Source organism: Pseudomonas sp. PSB18 (assembly GCF_014596565.1).
Taxonomy (GTDB): domain Bacteria; phylum Pseudomonadota; class Gammaproteobacteria; order Pseudomonadales; family Pseudomonadaceae; genus Aquipseudomonas.
The window spans coordinates 186991-208720 of sequence record NZ_NOIN01000005.1; the positions used below are offsets into that span (position 1 = coordinate 186991).

Genomic DNA, 21730 nt, shown 5'->3' on the forward strand with positions numbered 1-21730 from the left:
CCAATCCATGGCCGTCTCGTTGACGGTTGACTTTGCGACAGGTACGACCCGCCATCATGATGCAAACGAACAATTACGGACGGGATGCCGCACACACACATCAGCCTATAACCTCACGTGGATTCTTTGCATCCACGCTCACGCTCATTCGCCGGCTCTGCCTGGCCACGGCAGCACTGGGCGCGTTATGCGCTCCGGCGCTGGCCGAGCAGGCGAATTCTCAACAGCTTTACAACAGCCTCGCCCACGCCGCGCCGGAACTCAATCCCCTGGCGCTCAAAAGTGCCTTGAGCGCCATGCAATGCGCGGTCGCCAACGGGGCTCGCCAGGCCCGTCACCTGGCGGTGATCGACTATTCACAACCGTCCACGGCCCGGCGCCTGTGGATCTTCGACCTGCGCCAGAAGAAGCTGGTACTGCGTGACCTGGTGGCCCACGGACAGAAATCCGGGGAGAATTTCGCCACCCAGTTTTCCAATCGCCTGGGCAGCTACCAGTCCAGTCTCGGGCTGTTCCGCACGCAGGAAAGCTATCAGGGCACCCATGGTTATTCGCTGCGCATGGATGGCCTGGAGCCCGGCTTCAATGACCAGGCCCGTGATCGTGCCCTCGTGATCCATGCCGCCGACTATGTGAACCCGTTGTGGAGCCTGCGCCAGGGTCGTATCGGCCGCAGCCAGGGTTGCCCTGCGGTGCGCCCCCAGGTGGCGCGCCAGGTGATCGACAAGCTCAAGGGCGGGCAATTCATGTTTTCCTGGTACCCGGACCCGGGCTGGCTCAAGCGTTCGGCCTATCTCAACTGCCGGCCACAGCAGGTAGCGAGCATTCTGGCGACCAGTGGTGGCTGACGGCCCACCGGACAGAAGCCTGCTGTGAGGATTCTGTGGGAGCACAGCTTGCTCGCGATAGCGGTAAGTCAGTCAGCAACAATGTTGACTGGTCTGTCGCTATCGCGAGCAAGCTGTGCTCCCACAGATCCCATCGCTCCCAGGGATTGCGCCTAATCAGCGGGTGGTTAAAATGCCGGCCTTTCGAATCGCCGGCATTGCCTGATGAACCCTGAAGCCCTTCAAACCCTGCAGACTCATTTACTGGCCGCCCTGGCGTCCGTGCCGGAAGAAACCCGTCGCCTGTTCCACGGCCGCGGGCGCTGCTGGCCGGGGCTGGAGCAGATCACCGTCGACTGGCTCCAGGGCGTGGTGCTGGTTTCCTTGTTCAAGGAGCCTGCGCCTGAACAGTTGGACGAGCTGCTGTCGACGCTGCTCGCTATCACCGCCGCGCCGGCATGGCAACACAGCAAGGCTCATACCCTGGCGGTGCAACACCGTTATCTACCGCAAAGCCTCACCCAATGGCTGGTGGGCGAACCCATCGATGAATGGACCCTGACCGAAGGCGGCTTGCAGTACCGGATCGACCTGGGCAAGAAGCAGAACAACGGCCTGTTCCTCGACATGCGCTACGGCCGTGACTGGGTCCGCGCCAATGCCGCCGGCAAGCGCGTGCTGAACCTGTTCGCCTACACCTGCGGTTTCTCGGTGGCGGCGATCGCCGGTGGTGCCCGGCACGTGGTCAATCTAGACATGTCCCGCGCGGCCCTGAGCCGTGGTCGTGACAACCATCGCTTGAACGGCCATGACCTGGGCCAGGTGAGCTTCCTCGGCCATGACCTGTTCAAGTCCTGGGGCAAGGTGATCAACGGCGGCCCCTATGACCTGGTGATCATCGATCCGCCGACCTTCCAGAAAGGCAGTTTCCTGCTGACCAAGGATTACCAACGGGTGCTGCGCCGGCTGCCGGAACTGCTGGCCGCCGACGGCACCGTCCTGGCCTGCAGCAATGACCCGGCCACCGGCCCGGACTTTCTCATCGACGGTGTCACCCGCGAAGCCCCCGGGTTGGCCTTCAGCGAACGCCTGGCCAACCCACCGGAATTTCCCGACATCGACAGTCAGTGCGGTTTGAAGGCCCTGGTCTTCAAAGCGGCAGCACCGGCCACCAGGCATTGACCAGGCCCATGGTCACCCGACGCACCAAGGCTTCGATTTCCCGGCTCTTGACCGAACGGTAGATGGCCATGGTGCGGCGCAGTTGATCCTCGGTGAGGGTCACCGGCCGGCCGGCGGCCCAATCCACATCCGCGACGGCTTCGAGCCCGATCCGGCGCCAGACCGTTCGCCCGCCTTCCGTGACCGGCTCCAGGGCGCTAGGCAACTCGGGGTCCGGGTGTGCCAGGTTGTCCAGCATCACCTGGGGCCAGCGGGATGGATTCACCGGCCCGCTGAAGGCATTCACCAGGTCGTCATCCAAGGTTTCCCAGATCGCCAACCCTTCAGCCCATTGGGGCGACATCAATCCCAGGTAAGGCCGCCACAGCATCTCGCCCGGGCTCGGGATCTGATCGTTGCTGTTGAAGGTGTCCTGGGCATCGCTGAGCCAGTCGATGAACGCGTCCCGAGTCATCTGTGCTTCGAGTTGCGAGGGGTCAGGAAATCGCTCCATCAGCACGTACTCCCAATTGGACAGGTGGTCCGTCAGGAAACCGGCAAAAGGCGCGCCGTGCCGGGAAAGGCGCGCGCGCATGACCGACTCGAACATTCTGAAGTGCAGTTCCAGCTCGGGGAGGTCCGGCTGCTCCCTGTCCAGAATACGGGCTTGCAGGCGCGTGCGCAGTTGCCGCAGTTGCTGATCGAAGTCGCCGATCAACGTCGGCAGGCGGTCATAGGCGCCCGGAGAGCCCATGTAATGCTGCAAGACCGCAGCCGCCCGCTGGCGAACGCTGAATGACAACCCGGCGGTCGTCCCGCTATCGGCATCGCGCACGAGCGTGGAGAACCAGTCGATGAAGCTGCGCATCCCCGGATCATCGCGAGCGACCTCCAGGGCCCTCTGGAGCGAGGGCGAAATGTACAGCCAATCATCGATGGTGTATCGGAAAGACTCGGGGAAAATCACCCGAAGGGCGTTGGCCTGGACACTGGGCAGCGGGTTGTCGTCGAGCCAGACCCCAAGGGAGTCCAGGTCGCTCAAGCGGGCGAGCACAGGCAACAGGTCATCCTGGATGCTGGTGATGCGATTGCCGCTGAGGTCGACGACGAACGTATCGGAAATGAACACCTCGGTGTGCCTGGCCAGCACTGACAATGCCAGTTGAGGCACCCGGTCAAGCCCGGTCCGGCTCAATTCCAGCGTCATCAGGTTCACCAGCTCTGGCAGATCAGGCAGGTCCCGGCAGTTATTTTCGTTCAAGCGCAGTTCCTGCAAAGCCGTGGCGGAACGCAGGAACGCGCTGCCCTCCTCATCCAGGCGCAGGCCACAGCGCGCCAGGTTCAGCGAGCGCAAATCCGGCAGCGAAGTGGTCAGGGCCTGCAACTGTTCGGGCGTGAAACTCAGGTTGTCGGCCCATATGACTTCACGCAGGGAGGGTAATCCGGCCAGGCTGCCGATGGCGGCAATCACCTCGGCATTGGTGCCCGCCTGTGCGCTGCCGATCCCCGACAGGTCCAGCGTCCATAAAGGGATGTAGGGATCGGTCCCCAGCAAAGGCGTGAATACATTCGCGTCCAGGTGCAGCGGGTTGCGGCTCAACGACAGATCCACCAGTGCCCGTAACTGCGCCACCGCGACAGGAACGGCGGTGAGATGATTGCCCCGCAGGTTCAGCGAATCGATGCCGGGGAACATCCGCAGGAAATCCGAAGGATCCTCCACCAACCCCAGGTTGGTCAGGATCATCGTCTCGATATGTACCAAACGAACGGTCACCGGAGGCAGTCGACCGATGTTGACGTTTTCGATCCGCACCACCAGCTCACTGCCCTCGCTGCCCGGATCAGGTGCGCGCTGCCAGGCACGGCGGATGATCCGCGTAACGCTCCGACGTTGCGCCAACAGTGCCTCACGGTCCAGCGTCTGCTCGACGGGATGGTGAAACCCTTCCTGCTCCTCCCATTGACGCAACCCTTGGTCCAGGGTGGTCCAGTCGTTCTCCAGGCGGTTGATCAAGTCATCGAAGCGAACGCCTTCGAGTTGGGCCTGCTCGACCAGGCCAAACCGTAGCCGTCTCAGGGCATCCCCCGCGTGAGCGGGATACAGTCGCTCAAGCCGCTGGTTCAAGCTACCGTTCCAGTCTTGCAGCGGCAGCCGGCCACGGCCGCTGAGCGGATAAACCAAGTGCCCGTTCAACCACAGCGGACGCGACCCGAGGCTGCCCAGGCGGCGCATCGCCAGGTAGGGACGCAACGCTTGCCGGTCATCCATGGCTTGTACCAGCAACTGGTTGCGTAGCTTGTCCGCCTCCCAGATATTCAAGCCCAATGCCCTGCGGGCATCGTCCGGCATCGCCCTGAGCAGCGCATCTTCCAGGTCCATGGCGCTCGCCAGTTCCTCGCCGGTTTCGTCAAAGGGGCGATACCGGTCACCTTCCTGGCGGATGACTTTGAACGGACCATCCTGCCCCACCTCAATCGGATCCGGCAGCTCGCGCAGCCACAGGCGCAGGTGCAGCCGCCCCCGCAGCGAAGGGGTATTGGCCAGCAGGTTGATGACGATGCGGTCTCGATCGACCGTGCTCTCCCCCCGCGCCAAGGCGCGCAGGGCCCGACTCAGGCGCAGTTCACGCAAGGCTTCGGCCGCCTGCTTGCCGAGTGTTCCAGTCACCCGTCCTTCCAGTAAACGCTGTCGATCCTGACCGGATACGTTGCGGACCAGCTCGTTGGCGATGGACTCAGGTAAACCCGGAAAGGCCCGGATCAAGGGAACGGCCAGCGGGTCGAGCGCGATTGACTTAGCCATGGCCAGGGTCACCCGCTTGGCATCGCGCTCCAGGCGCGCGGCCCAGCGCACGGCCAACAAACGACTGCGCTCCAGCGGGCGCAAGCCGAGGCTGTTCTGGCCCAGCAGCGCGGTCTGCTCATCCACGCTCAGCCCATCCAGGATTCGAGCGGCCCAGTTATCGCGTGCGAGATCCGCTCGCATCAACAGGATAGAGCGCGTGTCGGCCGCATCTCCCACGGGGTAAATTCGCACCCCATCGTGGTAGCGCAACGTCATGTCCTCCGGCCAGCCCGGTAGCTCCGCGAGGGTCTGGACGATACGAAAATGCATGCCCTGCGGTGCTTCGCCACGGCGTAGACGGTCGATGGTGTGCCGCACCCACTGCCAGTTTCGAGCCTCATCCAGGGCATCGGCCAAGATGGCCGGCATCGGCTGCGCTTCGACTTGCAGGTAGCGCAAATGCGCCTCGCTGATGCCGACCTGACGTTGCACGGTCAGGATCGTCGGGTTATCCAGTTCGGCAGGCGTTTCGGCGAACGTGCGCAACAGCTCCAGATTGCCGCGCTGCAACGGGTTGCGATGCGCCCACTGCCAGCCACGGGCGCGGCTCCATTCCAACGGCGGCGTGACGCCCCTGTGCTCCGAGGGCAGGCGCAGGCTCAGGTTGTCCTGTGTCCCTTGTACTTCAAAGTAACGATCCTCGATCCGCACCCATGCCGCGTCGGCCATGCGCCAGACACCCCAGGCGTCCTGCTCGGCCTCCACCGGTGGCAGGCGCCGTGCTTCGAAGGGACGGACGTCGCCATTCCACAACCGGGTGCTACCGTCCGCCACGGGCATCGGTTCAATGGCTGCGCCTATGAACCCCAGGTAGGCGCCTTGAGCGACCCCGAACAGCACATTGAAAATATGCTCGATCCCCTCTTGTGCGTGGCCTTCGTTGAACGCCTGGATACCTTCGAAAATCTCATACACCAGGCGCACCCCACCGACCACCGCGGCCCCCATGCCGATGGGCATGCAGAACGGGAAAAAGGTGGCCGCGAGCATCAGCGAGCGCTCGACCAGACTCTCCCAGTATTCCAGCCGCGCCAGCAGCGCCCGCCGATCCTGATCCCGGGTCGACACCATCAGTGCCGAGGCGTTGCCCAGCGCATGGCCCCGCCATTCATGGTAAGCGGCGTGCCAATGATCCTCGCGCACGTCATTCAGGCCCCAGGCGACCCTGGGCACGGGGATCCGAATGCGTCGGGGATTGTCGCTCTCACCCTGCTCGCCCTCACGCCAACCGGTGATGCGAGCATGGATTTCCTGGAACAGATTGGGGTTATCGGTGATCGTCCACTCCACCTGATCGTGCAGGGCCGCCCCCAGGCTGGCTTGCAAGCGCAACGGGAAATATTGCGTCAGGTCCTGGCGATAACTGCGTTTACGGACCCGCTCGGTCAGCTCCGCCGATAGCGCCTGCAAATTTGCGAACTGCTTGAGCGGAGCCACGGTATCGTGGGGCATGTGCAGGACGATCGGACGAACACCGCTGGCGTCGCTCGCCAGCCCCCAGTACACCCGAGCGCCGAACAACGGCGCGGACAGCAACTCCAGCGCCTTGACCTCGCAGGCCAAGGGCGTCACAGGATGCGCTTCCAACTGGACACCGGCATGGGCCAGCAGCCGCTCACCGGTGCTATTCAGGCGGCCGGCCAACTTCGCCTCGTAGGCATCATGAACCAACAGGCTGCGCGCGTACGCCATGTAGGCTTTTGCCACGACCGGGACTTCACCGGCGATGCGGGGCAGCCGCTGTTCGAGCTTCTGCCGGTACGCCCCACCGGCGTCCACCTGTCGGCAGAGGCTGGCGAAACTGGCCGGGGTCATGTCCAGTGGCGCACGGTTCGTTGGGGTGTCCCCTTGGTTGAACTCTCCCGCCCTGCCCTGGATGAACAGCTCGCCCTTCTTATCGAAATCCCCCCCGATAACTGCATCGGCGGGAGGATAGTTGCCCATGGCCGCTTCGATCACCGATAGCGAGGGATCGGTCACGAAAGGCCCACGCCTGACCCGCGCCCGGCGTATGGCATCGACGACGCTGCCGCCGCCATTCACCCGGCTCCAACCTTGGACCTGCGGCTGCATCTTGAGCAGATCGAGGGTAAAGGCATAGGGCGATGGCAAGTCGGTGAGCAACGCATTCAGCACGTCGCTGTCGCGCTGCAGTTGCCGGGTAAGCACCTTGAAGCGTTCCTGCTGGGGCCGTGTGGCCCGTTTCAACCAGGCGGGCAGCCGGGCCTGGATGAACTCGACATGGGTATCGAGGGTAGACATGGTGGACCTCCATCCTTGGGGGCAATTGGGAATCTAGATGCGCCCAACCGGCGCGAACCCGATGCTCCAAGAAATGGCCGTTTTTTAAAACTGCGCAACCGTTGCAAGGGGTTGCGGGGTCTTGGCAGCCACGAAGGTCACCTCTCTCTTACACCAGCAATGTCAGCCACGCCGAGGCCAGCAGCAACAGCGCCATGGTCCGATTGAACCGTCCCATCGCCACGGCGGAGCGGCAGAACCGGGCAGCACCGAGGCCCAGGTAAGCCCAGACGGTCATGCAGGGAATGGAGATCGCAAAAAACGCCAGGGACAGCCACAGGACCCGCACGGTGCGGTCGGCTTCGGCGCCGGCAAACACGCTGACCACCGCCAGCGCCATCATCCAGGTCTTCGGGTTCACCAGTTGCAGGCCGGCCGCCCCGACCAGGCCGAGCCTGGGGCCTTCAACGGGTTGATCCGGATCGATGGCCTGGGCCGGCGCGCTGAAAATCTGCCAGGCCATCCAGCTCAGCCAGGCGATGCCGGCCCAGGACAGTGCCGTTTGAATCGTCGCATGGCGGGCCAGTACATCCCCCAGCCCCGTGCCCACCAGCAACACCAGCAACGCCGCCGCGGCACAGGCGCCGAGGATGATCGGGACCGTGGTCGGCAGGCCGAAGCGCGAGCTATGGCTCAACACCAGGATATTGGTCGGCCCCGGAGTGATGGAGGCAACAAACGCGAACAAGGCAAACGGCAGTAGCTGGTCCATGGAGCAATTTCTCGGTGAAGGATTAGCCGTATCCTCCCCCCGTGGAACGTGCTCAGTCTGGAACAATTGAGCAGCGCTTGCGGTAGTCCGCCGGACTCAAGCGATAGGCGCGCTGGAACCAGCGGCCCAGGTGACTCTGATCGGCAAACCCGAGCTGTGCCGCCACGGCCACGGCGCTCTCACCGCGGGCCAGCAGACGTCGCGCCCGGGCCAGTCGCAACTGGATCAGATAAGCGTGGGGGGCCAGGCCGAACGCCGCCTTGAACGCACGGGTCAGGCGGAACCGGTCGACGCAGGTGACCCGCGCCAGGTCATCCAGGCCGATGTCTTCGTTCAGATGGCTGTGCAGATAATCGCGGGCCTGCTGCGCAACCAGCGGCAGGCGCGGGTCGGGGTTGATCCGGGCCCGCCAGTGCAAATGCTGGGTCAGGTTGGCCAACAGGGTGTCGAGCGCCGTCTGGCGGACGATGCGGATTTCCTGGTCGTGCAGGCTCTGGAACGCCAGGGCCGTCGCGTTCGCCAGGCGTGCATCGTCGGCCAGGGTCGCGGCGAACCCCAACTGTGCGTTGTCTGGCGCGACGTCGAACAACGAGCGCAACTCTCGCTCCAGCCAGAGGGGATCGAGGTACAGGGTGCGATAGGTAAAACCGCCGGCCTGGGGCGCATGCCCGTCATGGAGTTCACCGGGTTCCAGCAGGAAAACCTTGCCCGGCGTGCTGTTGTGCTGCTGGCGGCGGCAATGAAACTGCTGCACGCCCTCTTCGGTCACGCCGACCAGGTACGCATCATGCCAATGGGGATCATAGGCATGCCCTTCAAAATGCGCGCGCACGGTCTCGATACCGGACGTGGCGTCCTGCTTGAGATCGATCCAGTTGCGCGAGGTCATGGGTTCTCCGGCCTGATTTATCCGCTTGAGCAGATTAACCGCTCAGGGTGAGGACTGTCTGGAAGATTTGTGCAGCGAATACTGAAGACCCTGCGCAGATCCCTGTGGGAGCGAGCCTGCTCGCGATAACGGAGTGTCAGCCACTGCAGGGTCGACTGATGCACCGCTATCGCGAGCAGGCTCGCTCCCACACTGGACACACTGGCGTTCCCCAACCCGATCAAGGATCAGGAACAAGCGCCGGCAACACCGCCTCCAGCGCCAGTCGCGCCAGTTCGGCATCCTGCTCGGACTTGACCCCGGACACGCCGATGGCACCGATGCATTGTCCGTCGTGGCGAATGCTCACACCGCCTTCGAGCATGCCGTGCAGATGCGGCGCACTGAGAAAGGCATAGCGACCTTCGTTGATCATGTCTTCGAAAAACTTGCTGTCACGCCGGCTCATGGCAGCGGTGCGGGCTTTTTCGGTGGCGATGTAGGCCGACAACGGCGAGGCACCGTCCAGCCGCAACAGGCCGAGGGGATGGCCGCCATCGTCCACCACACAGACCGACACGGCCCATTGACGCTGATGCGCCAGCTCCTTGGCTGCTACCAACAACTGTGCAACATCTTGTTCGGTGAGGACTGCCTTGGTTTTCATGAATCACTCCGATGTGCCACGCAAGAACCCGTGTCGCAGTATGGCCTTGGCGTCAGTTCGAGCCAACCCGTTCGAAATCCTGCTCGTCGGGTGACGGCATCAATGGATCCATTAAAAATGAAAGACCGCTCAATTCATCGATAATACATTGACAACAAAACTAGTTAAGAGACTTAATGGATCCATAGAAAAACAAAACCCCTGGAGACCCGTCATGTATCCCAAGAACGCCTGGTACGTTGCCTGCACCCCCGATGAAATCGCCGAGAAGCCGCTGGGTCGCCAGATCTGCGGCGAGAAAATGGTTTTCTACCGTGGGCATGAAGGCAAGGTGGCTGCCGTCGAAGACTTCTGCCCCCACCGTGGCGCCCCGCTCTCCTTGGGCTACGTCGAAAACGGCAACCTGGTGTGTGGCTACCATGGCCTGGTGATGGGCTGTGACGGCAAGACGGTGGAGATGCCAGGGCAACGGGTGCGCGGGTTTCCCTGCAACAAGACCTTCGCCGTGCAGGAACGCCACGCGTTCATCTGGGTCTGGCCCGGCGACCAGGCCTTGGCCGACCCGGCACTGATCCATCCTCTGGAATGGGCGGAAAACGAAGAATGGGCCTATGGCGGCGGCCTGTTCCATATCCAGTGCGACTACCGCCTGATGATCGACAACCTGATGGACCTGACCCACGAGACCTACGTGCATGCCTCGAGCATCGGCCAGAAGGAGATCGACGAGGCCCCCCCGGTGACCACGGTCGAAGGCGACGAGGTCATCACCGCCCGGCACATGGAAAACATCATGGCCCCACCGTTCTGGCGCATGGCCCTGCGTGGCAACAACCTGGCCGACGACGTACCGGTAGACCGCTGGCAGATCTGCCGTTTCACCCCGCCCAGCCATGTCATGATCGAAGTCGGCGTGGCCCATGCCGGCAACGGCGGCTATCACGCCGCGCCGCAGTTCAAGGCATCGAGCATCGTGGTGGATTTCATTACGCCGGAAACCGAAACGTCCATCTGGTACTTCTGGGGCATGGCCCGGCATTTCCAGCCCAAGGACGAAGCCCTGACCGCGAGCATTCGCGAAGGCCAGGGCAAGATTTTCAGCGAAGACCTGGAAATGCTCGAGCGCCAGCAACGCAACCTGCTGGACCATCCGCAACGCAACCTGCTCAAGCTCAACATCGATGCCGGTGGCGTGCAGTCGCGCCGAGTGCTTGAACGCTGGATCGCCCGTGAGCGCGAAGCCCAGGCGGGATTGATTGCCAGTACCCATCAGCCACAACCTGCGGAGCAACGGCCATGATCGAAGTTCAGGTCGCGGCGCGGCACAACGAAGCCCTGGACATCTGCAGCTACGAGCTGATCCGTGTCGACGGCCAGCCTTTGCCGGCGTTCACGGCTGGTGCCCATATCGATGTGCATTTGCCGGGTGGCGTGATTCGGCAGTATTCGCTGTGCAACCACCCCGAGGAACGGCACCGCTATCTCATCGGCGTGCTCAAGGATCCAGCCTCGCGGGGCGGTTCAAGCAGCCTGCACGAGCAGATCCTGCCCGGTGCGCGGTTGTTCATCAGCGAACCGCGTAATCTGTTCCCCCTCGCCCTCCAAGCCCGGCGTCATCTGCTGTTTGCCGGAGGCATCGGCATCACGCCGATCCTGGCCATGGCCGAGCACCTGGCGCAAAGTGGCGCGACATTCGAGTTGCATTACTGCGCCAGGTCCCTGGAGCGGGCCGCCTTCGTCGAGCGCCTGGGTCAGGCTCCGTATGCCGATCGGGTGTTCCTGCATTTCGACGAAGCACCCGAAACCGCACTGGATACCGCTCGGGTGTTGGCGGCGCCCAGTGAAGACGTGCACCTCTATGTCTGCGGCCCCGGCGGGTTCATGCAACATGTACTGGACACCGCCAGGGCCCAGGGCTGGCAGGACGCCTGCCTGCACCGCGAATACTTCGCCGCCGTCCCCACCGACACCCGCGCCGATGGCAGCTTTACCGTGAAGCTGGCCAGCAGCGGCCAAGTGTTCGAAGTCCCCAAGGACCGCAGCGTCGTGCAGGTGCTGGAAAGCCATGGCATCGAGATTCCGATCTCCTGCGAGCAAGGCGTCTGCGGCACCTGCCTGACCCGCGTGCTGGAAGGTGTGCCGGACCATCGCGACATGTTCCTGACCGAGGCCGAGCAGGCTTGCAACGACCAGTTCACGCCGTGCTGTTCCAGGTCGAAGACGCCGTTGCTGGTGTTGGACCTCTAGCCCCCAGCCTACCCCATCCCTGTGGGAGCGAGCCTGCTCGCGATAGCGGTGTGTCAGCAAAAGATCTGTAACTGATCCACCGCAATCGCGAGCAGGCTCGCTCCCACAATGGATACTCACTCGGAACGCAAGATCACCTTCATGTGCTCATCCGCCAAGGTCGAGCCGAACACCTCGGCGTAGCGCAAGGTGGCGTTGGCATGTTCGCGCATGATCGCCTCGGCCCGCGCGCCCTGGCGATGGATCAGCGCGTCGAACACCGAGTGGTGTTGCATGTGGGCATAGTTGAAGCGCCGATACTCGCCGGCCATGTTCTGCCGATCCACCGCCAGTGCGGTGACTGAGGCGAACGGCAGATGATCGTTGCGGGCCAGCGCATCGGCAATGGCCGGGTTGTGGCTGCCTTCGACGATCACCTGGTGAAAGCGCATGTTGAGGTCGTGATAGATCTCCAGGTCCTCCTCGGTCACGTAGCCCTTGGCGAACAGTTCGTCGCCCTGTACCAGGCATTGTTCGAGGGTGGCGCGAGCCTCCGCATCCAGGCCTCGTTCGGCGGTCTGACGTGCGGCCAGGCCTTCCAGCACACCGCGCACTTCCACCGCGCCGGCAATGTCCTCGGCGCTGACCGAACGCACCTGGAACCCACGCCCGCCGAAGCGCACCAGCAAACCCTCCTGCTCCAGCGTCCTGAACGCCATGCGAACCGGCATCCGCGACACGCCGAACCGTTGCGCCGTGGGAATCTCCATCAACCGCTCACCGGCCGCCAGCTCGCCAGAAGCAATCATTCTGCGCAACGCAACCAGCACCGTTTGGCCGGGCTTACTCATCCGGGGTACTTCCAGGGAAAAGAGACCGCCATAGTAAAAGCAAAACCCGGTGGGAGCGAGCCTGCTCGCGATAGCGGTGGGTCAGCCACTGCAGAATCGACTGATAGATCTCTATCGCGAGCAGGGCCCGCTCCCACAGGGGATTGGGGCCGGACGCGGAATGTGTGTCCACTGCAGAACCAGTGTGGGAGCGAGCCTGCTCGCGATGGCGGTGGGTCAGCTACCGCAGAATCGACTGATAGATCGCTATCGCGAGCAGGCTCGCTCCCACAGGTTCTTGGTGTGCTTAAGCGAGTGTCGCCCGCAGGATCGACTCATCCTCACCGCGGTACAGCGCTTCGACTTTCGCCGCCCGCCATTGCAACACCGCCCGCTGGTTGATGGAGCCCTTGTCGGTGATTTCGCCGCGGTCGATGGACGCCGGTTCATCGAGCAAGGCGATCCACTCGACCCGGCTGGCGTTGCCGCTGGCGCCGTGGTTGAGGCGTTGCAGCCAGTCGGCGAACCATTGGCGGACGGGGGCGCTGGCGAGTACTTGGGCATCACTGGCGTCCGCGGGCAGACCCGACAGGCGTCGGCACTCGGGAAGCCGCGGGAATACCAGGGCGCCCAGGCATTCGCGATCCGGCGCAGTCACCACCAGGTCCTGGACGTAGGGCGTACCTTCCAGCACCGCACGGTTGCGCAACGGCCCGACGCTGACGAACACGCCGGAGGACAGCTTGAAGTCCTCGGCAATCCGCCCGTCGAACATCAGCCCCAACTGCGGATTAGCCGGATCGGCCAACTTGATCGCATCGCCCGAGCAATAGAAACCGTCCTCGTCGAACACCTCGGCCGTCTGCTGCGGTGAGCGCCAGTAGCCGGGCATGATGTGCGGCCCGCGGAAGCGGCCTTCGAACTTGCCGTCCACCGGCATCAGTCGCACTTCGCAACCCGGCGCCGGCAGGCCGATATAGCCGGCCATGGACAGCGGCCCGGTGGTAAAGGTGCACGACGGAGACGCTTCGGTCATCCCCAGCCCGGCCATCATGCGGATCCGTTCGCCGCAATGCTGCTCGGCCACTTTGTCGAGCCGGTCCCAGGTGCTCTGAGACAGGCCGGCGGCGGCAAAGAAAAACAGGCTGACGCGCTTGAAGAAGCGCTCGCGCAACTCGCCATCCCGCTCCAGGGCGCTGACCAGTTCCTCCCAACCCTTGGGCACGGTCAGGTAGGCGGTCGGTGAAATCTCCTTGAGGTTGCGCAAGGTTTCGGCGAAACCCTGGGCGGTGGGCTTGCCGTCATCCAGGTAAAACGTGCCGCCGTTGTACAACACGATGCCGACGTTGTGACTGCCACCAAAGGTGTGGTTCCACGGCAACCAGTCCACCAGCACCGGCGGCGCTTCGCCGAACACCGGAAAGGTCTGCAACAGCATCTGCTGGTTGGCACAGAGCATGCGCTGAGTGGTGACCACGGCCTTGGGCAGTTTGGTGGAGCCTGAGGTGAAGAGAAACTTGGCGATGCTGTCAGGGCCGGTCGCGGCGAAGGCACGTTCGGCCTCGGCACCACCGGGTTGCGCCAACAGGCTGGCAAAGCTTGTCCTGGAGCGCCCCGCCATCTCACCGCCCACCGTGATCAGCGGCACATTCGCCGGCAACACCGCATTGACCGCACGCTCAAACGGCGCAGCCTGGCTGACGAATACCAGCCCTGGCTGCAGTAGATCGCAAACATGCCGCAGCTTGGCAAAATCCTGGGACAACAAGGAATAGGCCGGCGACACCGGGCAATACGGAATGCCGGCGTACATCGCACCAAGGGCCATCTGCAGATGTTCGATGTCGTTGCCCGAAAGCAAGGCCAGGGGTTTATCGGCCGACAATCCATAAGCCAGCAGGCTCTGGGCAATGGCGCGGACGCTGTCGAGCATTTCGGCGTAGCTGACCCGACGCCAATCCCCCCCGTTCTGCCGGGCAGCGATAAAGGTCTGTTGCGGGCGCACCTGGGCCCAATGCACCAGGCGATCGAGCAAGCGTACCGGCAACGGGGCCAGGGCTTCCAGGGAGCGCATGTGCAGGATGCCCTGCTCCTCACTGACCTCAACCGCGGGGTGACCAATCGACACCTGGCGATAAGGCGTAGGGCCGGGTTGGGAGGACGATCTGAACTCGGAACTCACGTACATTTCCTCCACCAAGGCACGTTCGGGTTCGCGATGCGAGCGGAACGTGGCAGCGTCTGGCTGCGACCTTGTTATTGTTATGTCTGGCCTGCACCGGGGCGGCGGTTTCGAAACGCGGCCGCCCACGATGCGATGGATATCAGATCGGGTAATGCCGGGGACCATTCTGCAAGGTCACCCAACGCAACTGGGTGAAATGCTCGATGGATGCCTTGCCGCCGAAACTGCCGTAACCACTGGACTTGACTCCGCCGAAGGGCATCTGCGCCTCGTCGTGCACGGTGGGCCCGTTGATATGACAGATGCCCGATTCGATCCGCTGGGCCAAGGTCAGAGCCCGGCTGGTATCGCGGCTGAAAATGGCCGCCGACAGGCCGAATTCGGAATCGTTGGCCAGGCGCAGTAATTCTTCGTCACCGCTCCCGCGCAACAACACCGCCACCGGACCAAAGGACTCCTCACGGTACAGGCGCATGTCCGGCGTCACCCCATCGAGCAGGGTTGGTTGCAGAATGCTGCCCTCCAACTGACCACCTGCCACCAGCGTGGCGCCTTTGGCCAGGGCATCGTCGATCATGGCCTTGATGCGCTGGCCGGCACTGACGTCGACCAGCGAGCCCAGCACCGAATCTCCGCTGGCTGGATCACCGGCACGCAACGTGGCGATTTTCGCCTGCAACCGGGAAACGAAGGCATCGGCCACGCTGGCGTCCACGATCAGACGCTCGGTGGACATGCAGATCTGCCCCTGGTTGAAGTACGCCCCGAAGGCAGCCGCTTCCACCGCGGCGTCCAGATCGGCGTCGTCCAGCACGAGAAACGGTGCCTTGCCACCCAGCTCCAACAGCGCCGGCTTGAGGTGACGTGCCGACAACTCGCCAACGATGCGCCCGACGTGGGTCGAGCCGGTGAAGTTGACACGGCGCACCGCCGGGTTGGCGATCAGTCGCTCGACGATCACTGGAGCGTCCGCAGGCGCATTGCAGATCACATTGACCACGCCGTCGCCCAACCCGGCGTCCTGCAGCACCTGGCCGATCAAGCGGTGCACCGCCGGGCTGATCTCCGAAGCCTTGAGCACCACGGTATTGCCGCAGGCCAGAGGCATGGCGATCGCGCGGGTGGCGAGAATCACCGGGGCGTTCCATGGCGCAATCCCCAGCACCACGCCGCAGGGCTGGCGCAGGGCCATGGCGAAACTGCCGGGCACGTCCGAAGGAATGATTTCGCCGTTGATCTGAGTGGTCATGGCGGCAGCTTCGCGTAGCATGTTCGCCGCCAGGTGCACATTGAAGCCATACCAGTTGGCCATGGCGCCGGTTTCGCCGGCGGCGGCAATGAACTCAGCGCTGCGAGCCTGCAATTGCTCGGCTGCCCGCAGCAGTCGGGTACGACGTTCGTTGGGGGCCAGCGCGGCCCAGGCGGGAAACGCGGCTTGCGCGGCAGCCACGGCCGCGTCGGCATCTTCCACGGTGGCCGCGGCCACACGGGACACCACTTCTCCAGTCACCGGATTGCAACGCTCGAAAGTCCGACCGTCACGGGCGGGGCACGACTGGCCGCCGATCAACAGGGGCACGTCCAGCATGGTGATTCCTCTTTATTGTCTTTATCGGGAATACGTTCACGGTAGCGCCAAGGGCCTTTGACGAACAGCCTGCGGGCGCTTCTGGAGCGACCCGCTACGCCTTCGTCTCAGCGCTTGTAGGCCTGCAGCCCGGGCTTGATGCTCTTGTCGTCGAGGAACTGCTTCATCCCTTGCTCGCGACCGCCCTCTTTGTCCAACAGGCGCGACTGATCGAGCTTGGCGTACAGGTAATCTTCGTTTTGCTCCCAGGTCAGTTCGCGGCAACGCTTGAAGCCGTGCTTGGCCGCCCGCAGCACCACCGGGTTTTTCTCCAGCAGGTTGCGCGCCAGCTCTACCGTGACCTCACGCAGTTGCGCCAGGGGTACGCTTTCGTTGACCAGGCCCATTTCGGCGGCTTTCTGCCCACCAAACGTCTTGCCGGTCATGATGTAGTACAGCGACTGGCGATGCCCCACGGTGTCGGCCATGGCCTTGCTGACGAGGTTGCCGGGCGGGATGCCCCAGTTGATTTCCGACAGGCCGAACGTGGCTTCGTCGGCGCAGATTGCCAGGTCGCATGCCACCAGCGGGCTGAAGCCACCACCGAAGCACCAGCCATTGACCATGGCAATGGTCGGCTTGGCGTACATGCGCAGCAGTTTCCACTGCCACTGGGAGGCTTCGCGGCGGATCTTTTCCTGAAGGATTTCCGGTCCGGCGTCCACCTCGCGGAAATACTCCTTAAGGTCCATGCCGGCGGTCCAGGCATCACCGGCTCCGGTCAACACGAGTACGCCGGCCGCCGGATCCTGCTCCAGGGTTTCCAGCACGTCGATCATCTCGCGGTTGAGGGTCGGGCTCATGGCATTGCGTTTTTCCGGGCGATTGAGGGTGACCCAGGCAATGCCCTCCTCGACGTCGACTTTGACCGTTGTCCAGCGACCTTCGTAATTGCTCATGACACGTGCTCTCTTGTTCTTGGCTGAAGATGAACAAAAGCTAAACCGCAAAACTAGTTATGTCAATTAACTATTAATCGATTTAACCAGGTTTTTCCGGTCACAAGAATGAAGCCTTCGATCAATGAATGTGTAATCGACCGTAGCCATCGCGGCATAACCTCGGCAAACTGGATAGCCTTGTTAATAATTCACCTTGAGGATGCTTTTTTCGATGGCCAAGTCTTCCAAGCTTGCCGAACCCGCCGCGGTCGTGACTGGCGGCGGCGACGTGCCGGCGCCGCTGGACTCCGCGCTGGATGACCTGATCGGTTACGCCCTGCGTCGCGCCCAGCTGAAACTGTTCCAGAGTCTCATCAGCCAACTGGCCGTTCACGATCTGCGACCGGCCCAGTTCTCGGCGCTGGCGATCATCGACCAGAACCCCGGCCTGATGCAGGCCGACCTGGCCAAGGCCCTGGCAATCGAACCGCCGCAAGTGGTGCCGCTGCTGAACAAGCTGGAAAGCCGGGCGCTGGCCGTGCGGGTGCGCTGCAAGCCGGACAAACGCTCCTATGGGATATTCCTGAGCAAGACCGGCGAGACCCTGCTCAAGGAACTCAAGCAGATCGCCGCCCAAAGCGACCTCGACTCCACGGCCGCCCTCTCGGCTGCGGAGCGGGAAGAACTGTTGCGGTTGTTGAAGAAGGTCTATCAGTAGCAGGAGGCTTTTGTGGTGATGGAGGTGTGGGAGCAGTAGCAGGATGCTTTTTGTAGTGATGGAGGTGTGGGAGCAAGGCTTGCCCGCGACAAGGGCGATGCGGTCTGTCAGAAATCGAGGCGCCTGCTTCGCGAGCAAGCTTTGCTCCCACAGATATTCTCACCACAAGAAAGTTTGACTGTTACCAGATCGGCACGCTGTACGTCACCAGGAACCGCGTCTGGTTCTCATCACGAAACGCCGCGCTGCCCGGAAAATCATTGCGGTAGATCGACTTGCGCGCCAGCAACCCGACGTCCTTCAGCGGACCGCTCTGGATCACATACCCCAGCTCCATCTGGAACTCACGCTCCTTGCGGTCATCGGCGCCGAGGGCGGCCAGGTCAATATGGTCGCCACGCACATAACGCAAGCGCGTCCTCAACCCGGGCACGCCGACCGCGGCGAAGTCGTAGTCATGGATCGCCTGCCAGGTGCGCTCCCGGGCATTGAGGAAATCCGAACTCATGGTCATCTCGCTCAAGCCCATCAACTCGGTGCCAGACACGTAGGGCGTGGCGGTATCGCCGCTGGCATGCATGTAGCCCAGGCTGACCCGATGACCGCCCCAGCGATAGCCGACCAGCGCCGAGGCATTGCGGTTGTCCACCTTGCCGGCCTTGGCGGCACCCTCATCACGGCTGAAGAAACTGCGCAGGTCCGTGGTCAATACGCCGCCGCCCAGGATCAGGTTATGCAACAACGCCAGGGTGTCCTGCTGATACAGGTCCGCCACTTCGGCGTGATAGGCGCGCAGGCTGAGGTCTTTGTTGATCTGGTAATCGCCGCCGGCATACGCCAGGTGGGAGGCTGTGGCCGAGCCGTTGAAGCGGCGATTGGGTGAGGCGATGCTCATCGGCTGGTAATCGGTGGAGTCGCGTCGGTTGATGCGGTCGATGTAGCCGGTGTTCAGCGTCAACCCCTCGATGTCCTTGGAACTGAGGGTCGTGCCGCGGAAGGTCTGCGGCAGCAATCGTGACGGGCTGGCGAACGCGAACGGCAAGAAGATCGACACATCGCCCGTCTTCACGAGGGTCTGGCCGAAACGCAGCTTGCCGGTCAGGACCAGGCGCGAATACTCGTCCGCCGCGCGCTTGTCGCTGCTGGACACCGGCAGCAGTTCGGTGCCGCTGCGATCGGGCGAAGAGTCGAGCTTGATCCCCAGCAGTCCCCGGGCGTCGACGCCGAAACCGAGGGCGCCGGGGGTGAAGCCCGATTCCATGTTCATGATCGCCCCCTGGGCCCATTCCCTGGCCGCCGTCTTGGCGCCGTCGTCCTTGTAATCGCGATCCATGTAGTAGTTGCGCAGGGTCAGGGTGCCGTGGCTGTCATCGATGAAGCCCGCGGCCAATGCTGTGGTCGAAGACAGGCCCAGCCCCAGGGCCAGCAGATGGGCGAGACGTGTAGCTGGGGCTGCTGCACAAGCCCCCCGGACAAGGTTCGGCATGTTCGAAAGTCCTTTTTATTGTTGTTGTTTTTCTGCGGTCCCTCACGACTGGATGAGGACACGGGACAGGAGGATGGAAACCAAGCGCCCTCCTCGTCAATCCGAAATGACCGATAATCGAACATTAATATCATTAACCGTTTTTTAAGATTCTTCACATTCAATATTCAACCTACTGATTTTATTTGTGATATCCACAAAATCTCCCACCAACTCGACACGATTCACTTTTTAGTTAGCTTTGTTAATCTGAATTCCGCTTTCCGGCTGGCTGAGAGTCGGGCCCCGACAAAAACAATAAGAGGACTTGTCATGAATCATCCGACGCGTCGTGCGACGCTGACCATCGCCTTGTGTTTCATCGTTGCGCTGATCGAGGGTTTCGACCTGCAATCGGCGGGTACTGCGGCTGCCGGCCTGCGGCAGACCTTTGTGCTGGACCCTAAAATGATGGGCTGGGTGTTCAGCGCGGGAATCATCGGGCTGCTGCCCGGGGCCTTCTTCGGAGGCTGGATCGCGGACCGCATCGGTCGCAAGAAGATCCTTGTCGGCGCCGTGCTGGTGTTCGGCGTATTTTCCCTCAGCACCGCTTATGTCGAGCAGTACGCCAGCTTGCTGCTGGTGCGTTTCATGACCGGCCTTGGGCTTGGCGCCGCCCTGCCCAATCTCATCGCCCTGTGCGCCGAGGCCGTGGGCGAACAGCGACGGGGCACGGCCATCAGCGTGATGTACGCGGGTGTGCCACTGGGAGGCGCGTTGGCGGCCGTCGTTGCGATGCTGTTCGGTGAACACTGGCAAATGACGTTCTTCATCGGCGGCCTGACGCCGCTGCTGGTGGTGCCGCTGATGCTGCTGTGGCTGCCGGAGTCCAGCGCCTTTCGCCAGGCCCGGGACGTCGACGCAGAGGCGCGTGCCTCAACTGTCCAGGCGTTGTTCGGTGACGGTCGAGGCCGTACCACCTTCGCGCTCTGGCTGAGTTATTTCTTCACCTTGACGGTCATGTACATGCTGCTCAATTGGCTGCCGTCGTTGCTGCTGGAACAGGGCTTCAGCAAGCCCCAGGCCGGGCTGGTACAGATGCTGTTCAACATCGGCGGCACCCTCGGCTCGCTGCTCGGTGGGCTGTTGCTGGACCGCTGCAACGGGATCAAGGTGGTGTTGTTCGTCTATGCCGGGTTGTTGAGTGCCCTGGCCGGGGTCGGCTTGTCGGTCGGTATCGTACCGACGGCCGTCGCTGGATTCTGCGCCGGCCTGTTTGTCATGGCCGCGCAGTTGGTGCTGTACGCCTTGGCGCCGCCCTCTTATCCGACGGCCGTGCGCGCCACCGGCGTCGGCGCGGCGGTTGCCATCGGCCGGCTGGGTTCGGTCGCCGGCCCCCTCGCTGCCGGACAGATCCTGGCTGCCGGGGCGGGAACCACGGGGGTGTTGCTGGCGACGTCGCCGGGGCTGTTGATCGCGGCATTGGCGGCGATCAGCGTGATGGTTCGTGCAGTGCCGTTGGGTGGCGTGCACGCAGCGCGTTGATTGCCCTAATCCGTGGTGCTGGCCGCCAGCACGCTGAGTGTCCGGCGTCGGTGGTTCCAGATGCTGAGGCACCATACGCCCCACCATTCCAGGCCATCGTCGAAATAATCACTCCAGGGATCCCGCGCGGGGTCGGGTTCATCGCTGGCCAGCCAGTTGAGGTTGAAATTGTCGACCCAGTTCAGTACCTCCACCTCGACGCCGACTTCAAGCCCGAGCAGGTCGAGCCACTCCCTGAACAGCACTTGTGAATGGCCATCGCCGAAGCGGGTGCCATAAGGCGGCTCGCAAAAGGCCTCGTACAAGGCGAAAGATGGTGGATTGTGCGCCTCCCGGTCGGTTCGCATGAGTTGCCCGATCTCCTGCCGGTTCAGCGACTTGACACGGGCCTTGTCCAGGTCCCAGCGCATCTCGGGAGGCGCAATGTCGGCATAGCGGGGATCGAGAATCATCTGGCGATGCCGCTCCAGCCACAGGTGCCTGATGGCGAGGAATAACTGATCCACGGCCTGGCGGTGATGCGCCGGGGTGATCACTTCGCCAGCCTCGGGGGCAAGCACGATGAATTCAAAGGCGCACCCGGCCTCCTCCATCCGCTGGCGCAGCGATGCGCTGGACTGCTGCTCGATCACTTTCAACATGACGGGCCCCATTACCTTCAACGCCCCCTGGCGCAGGGCTATTCTTCGGGATTTTATGGCTTTGAAACGACAATCGTGGACTTATTCGGCAGAAAACTGATCCCACTACATGAGGATTGTCCCAAACGGTACCAGACGGTACTGTCCCGGGATTCAAAACGAGCGTGAATACCGTTGCCCCAGTGGGGCAAAAATTGCGCATCATAGGCGCCGTCCGCTCAAGGGAGA

General features: G+C 62.8%; 16 protein-coding genes. 6 read left to right on the forward strand and 10 right to left on the reverse strand.

Annotated elements, in window-relative coordinates; all coding sequences use genetic code 11:
* Nucleotides 1–56: 56 nt before the first annotated feature.
* Together CGA22_RS14375 and CGA22_RS14380 are read left to right on the forward strand one after the other, a co-directional pair.
* Nucleotides 57–848 carry a murein L,D-transpeptidase catalytic domain family protein gene (locus CGA22_RS14375; protein WP_223194782.1) on the forward strand — a complete coding sequence of 264 codons (792 nt, stop codon included), beginning with the start codon at nucleotides 57–59 and terminating at the stop codon, nucleotides 846–848.
* A 204-nt stretch (nucleotides 849–1052) separates the two neighbouring features.
* Complete coding sequence (locus tag CGA22_RS14380) at nucleotides 1053–2009, forward strand: class I SAM-dependent methyltransferase (protein ID WP_041024010.1); 957 nt, start codon at nucleotides 1053–1055, stop codon at nucleotides 2007–2009.
* On the opposite strand, the gene CGA22_RS14385 is transcribed toward CGA22_RS14380, so the two are convergent.
* The 4 genes from CGA22_RS14385 to CGA22_RS14400 form a co-directional block, all read right to left on the reverse strand.
* On the reverse strand, nucleotides 1978–7098 hold the full coding sequence (locus tag CGA22_RS14385) for a dermonecrotic toxin domain-containing protein (protein WP_041024011.1): 5121 nt from the start codon (nucleotides 7096–7098) through the stop codon (nucleotides 1978–1980). The two genes, CGA22_RS14380 and CGA22_RS14385, sit on opposite strands and share 32 nt — an antisense overlap.
* Nucleotides 7099–7246: 148 nt before the next feature.
* On the reverse strand, nucleotides 7247–7849 hold the full coding sequence (locus CGA22_RS14390; protein WP_041024012.1) for a LysE family translocator: 603 nt from the start codon (nucleotides 7847–7849) through the stop codon (nucleotides 7247–7249).
* Between the two features lie 52 nt (nucleotides 7850–7901).
* Complete coding sequence (locus CGA22_RS14395) at nucleotides 7902–8738, reverse strand: AraC family transcriptional regulator (RefSeq protein WP_041024013.1); 837 nt, start codon at nucleotides 8736–8738, stop codon at nucleotides 7902–7904.
* Nucleotides 8739–8958: 220 nt separating this feature from the next.
* On the reverse strand, nucleotides 8959–9384 hold the full coding sequence (locus CGA22_RS14400; protein ID WP_041024014.1) for a GlcG/HbpS family heme-binding protein: 426 nt from the start codon (nucleotides 9382–9384) through the stop codon (nucleotides 8959–8961).
* Nucleotides 9385–9598: 214 nt separating this feature from the next.
* Here CGA22_RS14400 and CGA22_RS14405 point away from each other — a divergent pair, with 214 nt between their 5' ends.
* Entirely contained in the window at nucleotides 9599–10684 is a 1086-nt protein-coding gene (locus CGA22_RS14405) for an aromatic ring-hydroxylating oxygenase subunit alpha (protein ID WP_041024015.1), read from the forward strand.
* Nucleotides 10681–11631: a PDR/VanB family oxidoreductase gene (locus CGA22_RS14410; protein ID WP_041024016.1), complete on the forward strand. Its 951-nt coding sequence runs from the start codon at nucleotides 10681–10683 to the stop codon at nucleotides 11629–11631. Before CGA22_RS14405 ends, CGA22_RS14410 begins: the two co-directional genes overlap by 4 nt.
* A 116-nt stretch (nucleotides 11632–11747) precedes the next feature.
* Here CGA22_RS14410 and CGA22_RS14415 read toward each other — a convergent pair whose 3' ends face one another.
* The 4 genes from CGA22_RS14415 to CGA22_RS14430 all read right to left on the reverse strand — a co-directional run bounded on the left by CGA22_RS14415 (nucleotide 11748) and on the right by CGA22_RS14430 (nucleotide 17151).
* On the reverse strand, nucleotides 11748–12461 hold the full coding sequence (locus tag CGA22_RS14415; protein ID WP_041024017.1) for a GntR family transcriptional regulator: 714 nt from the start codon (nucleotides 12459–12461) through the stop codon (nucleotides 11748–11750).
* Between the two features lie 286 nt (nucleotides 12462–12747).
* Nucleotides 12748–14622, reverse strand: coding sequence for a feruloyl-CoA synthase (locus CGA22_RS14420; RefSeq protein WP_041024031.1), 1875 nt, complete (start codon nucleotides 14620–14622; stop codon nucleotides 12748–12750).
* Nucleotides 14623–14764: 142 nt separating this feature from the next.
* A complete protein-coding gene (locus tag CGA22_RS14425; protein WP_041024018.1) occupies nucleotides 14765–16213 on the reverse strand; it encodes an aldehyde dehydrogenase in 1449 nt (482 codons plus the stop codon).
* Nucleotides 16214–16320: 107 nt separating this feature from the next.
* Entirely contained in the window at nucleotides 16321–17151 is an 831-nt protein-coding gene (locus CGA22_RS14430; protein ID WP_041024019.1) for a p-hydroxycinnamoyl CoA hydratase/lyase, read from the reverse strand.
* A 214-nt stretch (nucleotides 17152–17365) separates the two neighbouring features.
* Here CGA22_RS14430 and CGA22_RS14435 point away from each other — a divergent pair, with 214 nt between their 5' ends.
* Nucleotides 17366–17851, forward strand: coding sequence for a MarR family winged helix-turn-helix transcriptional regulator (locus CGA22_RS14435; RefSeq protein WP_041024020.1), 486 nt, complete (start codon nucleotides 17366–17368; stop codon nucleotides 17849–17851).
* A gap of 181 nt (nucleotides 17852–18032) precedes the next feature.
* Here the strand turns inward: CGA22_RS14435 and CGA22_RS14440 are convergent, their stop codons facing one another.
* Complete coding sequence (locus tag CGA22_RS14440) at nucleotides 18033–19337, reverse strand: OprD family porin (RefSeq protein ID WP_041024021.1); 1305 nt, start codon at nucleotides 19335–19337, stop codon at nucleotides 18033–18035.
* Between the two features lie 312 nt (nucleotides 19338–19649).
* Here CGA22_RS14440 and mhpT point away from each other — a divergent pair, with 312 nt between their 5' ends.
* The gene (gene mhpT / locus CGA22_RS14445; protein ID WP_041024022.1) at nucleotides 19650–20861 is read left to right on the forward strand and encodes a 3-(3-hydroxy-phenyl)propionate transporter MhpT; all 1212 of its coding nucleotides are present in this window, start codon (nucleotides 19650–19652) and stop codon (nucleotides 20859–20861) included.
* Between the two features lie 5 nt (nucleotides 20862–20866).
* Here the strand turns inward: mhpT and CGA22_RS14450 are convergent, their stop codons facing one another.
* Nucleotides 20867–21502: a hypothetical protein gene (locus CGA22_RS14450; protein ID WP_041024023.1), complete on the reverse strand. Its 636-nt coding sequence runs from the start codon at nucleotides 21500–21502 to the stop codon at nucleotides 20867–20869.
* Nucleotides 21503–21730 lie beyond the last annotated feature (228 nt).

Bases quoted from the DNA above. Each gene is read 5' to 3' on its own strand.
- CGA22_RS14435 (WP_041024020.1), top strand. From the start codon at position 17,366: ATGGCCAAGTCTTCCAAGCTTGCCGAACCCGCCGCGGTCGTGACTGGC.
- CGA22_RS14450 (WP_041024023.1), bottom strand. From the start codon at position 21,502: ATGTTGAAAGTGATCGAGCAGCAGTCCAGCGCATCGCTGCGCCAGCGG.
- CGA22_RS14390 (WP_041024012.1), bottom strand. From the start codon at position 7,849: ATGGACCAGCTACTGCCGTTTGCCTTGTTCGCGTTTGTTGCCTCCATC.
- CGA22_RS14375 (WP_223194782.1), top strand. From the start codon at position 57: ATGATGCAAACGAACAATTACGGACGGGATGCCGCACACACACATCAG.
- CGA22_RS14425 (WP_041024018.1), bottom strand. From the start codon at position 16,213: ATGCTGGACGTGCCCCTGTTGATCGGCGGCCAGTCGTGCCCCGCCCGT.
- CGA22_RS14380 (WP_041024010.1), top strand. From the start codon at position 1,053: ATGAACCCTGAAGCCCTTCAAACCCTGCAGACTCATTTACTGGCCGCC.
- CGA22_RS14385 (WP_041024011.1), bottom strand. From the start codon at position 7,098: ATGTCTACCCTCGATACCCATGTCGAGTTCATCCAGGCCCGGCTGCCC.
- CGA22_RS14395 (WP_041024013.1), bottom strand. From the start codon at position 8,738: ATGACCTCGCGCAACTGGATCGATCTCAAGCAGGACGCCACGTCCGGT.
- CGA22_RS14400 (WP_041024014.1), bottom strand. From the start codon at position 9,384: ATGAAAACCAAGGCAGTCCTCACCGAACAAGATGTTGCACAGTTGTTG.
- CGA22_RS14415 (WP_041024017.1), bottom strand. From the start codon at position 12,461: ATGAGTAAGCCCGGCCAAACGGTGCTGGTTGCGTTGCGCAGAATGATT.
- CGA22_RS14430 (WP_041024019.1), bottom strand. From the start codon at position 17,151: ATGAGCAATTACGAAGGTCGCTGGACAACGGTCAAAGTCGACGTCGAG.
- CGA22_RS14410 (WP_041024016.1), top strand. From the start codon at position 10,681: ATGATCGAAGTTCAGGTCGCGGCGCGGCACAACGAAGCCCTGGACATC.
- CGA22_RS14440 (WP_041024021.1), bottom strand. From the start codon at position 19,337: ATGCCGAACCTTGTCCGGGGGGCTTGTGCAGCAGCCCCAGCTACACGT.
- mhpT (WP_041024022.1), top strand. From the start codon at position 19,650: ATGAATCATCCGACGCGTCGTGCGACGCTGACCATCGCCTTGTGTTTC.
- CGA22_RS14405 (WP_041024015.1), top strand. From the start codon at position 9,599: ATGTATCCCAAGAACGCCTGGTACGTTGCCTGCACCCCCGATGAAATC.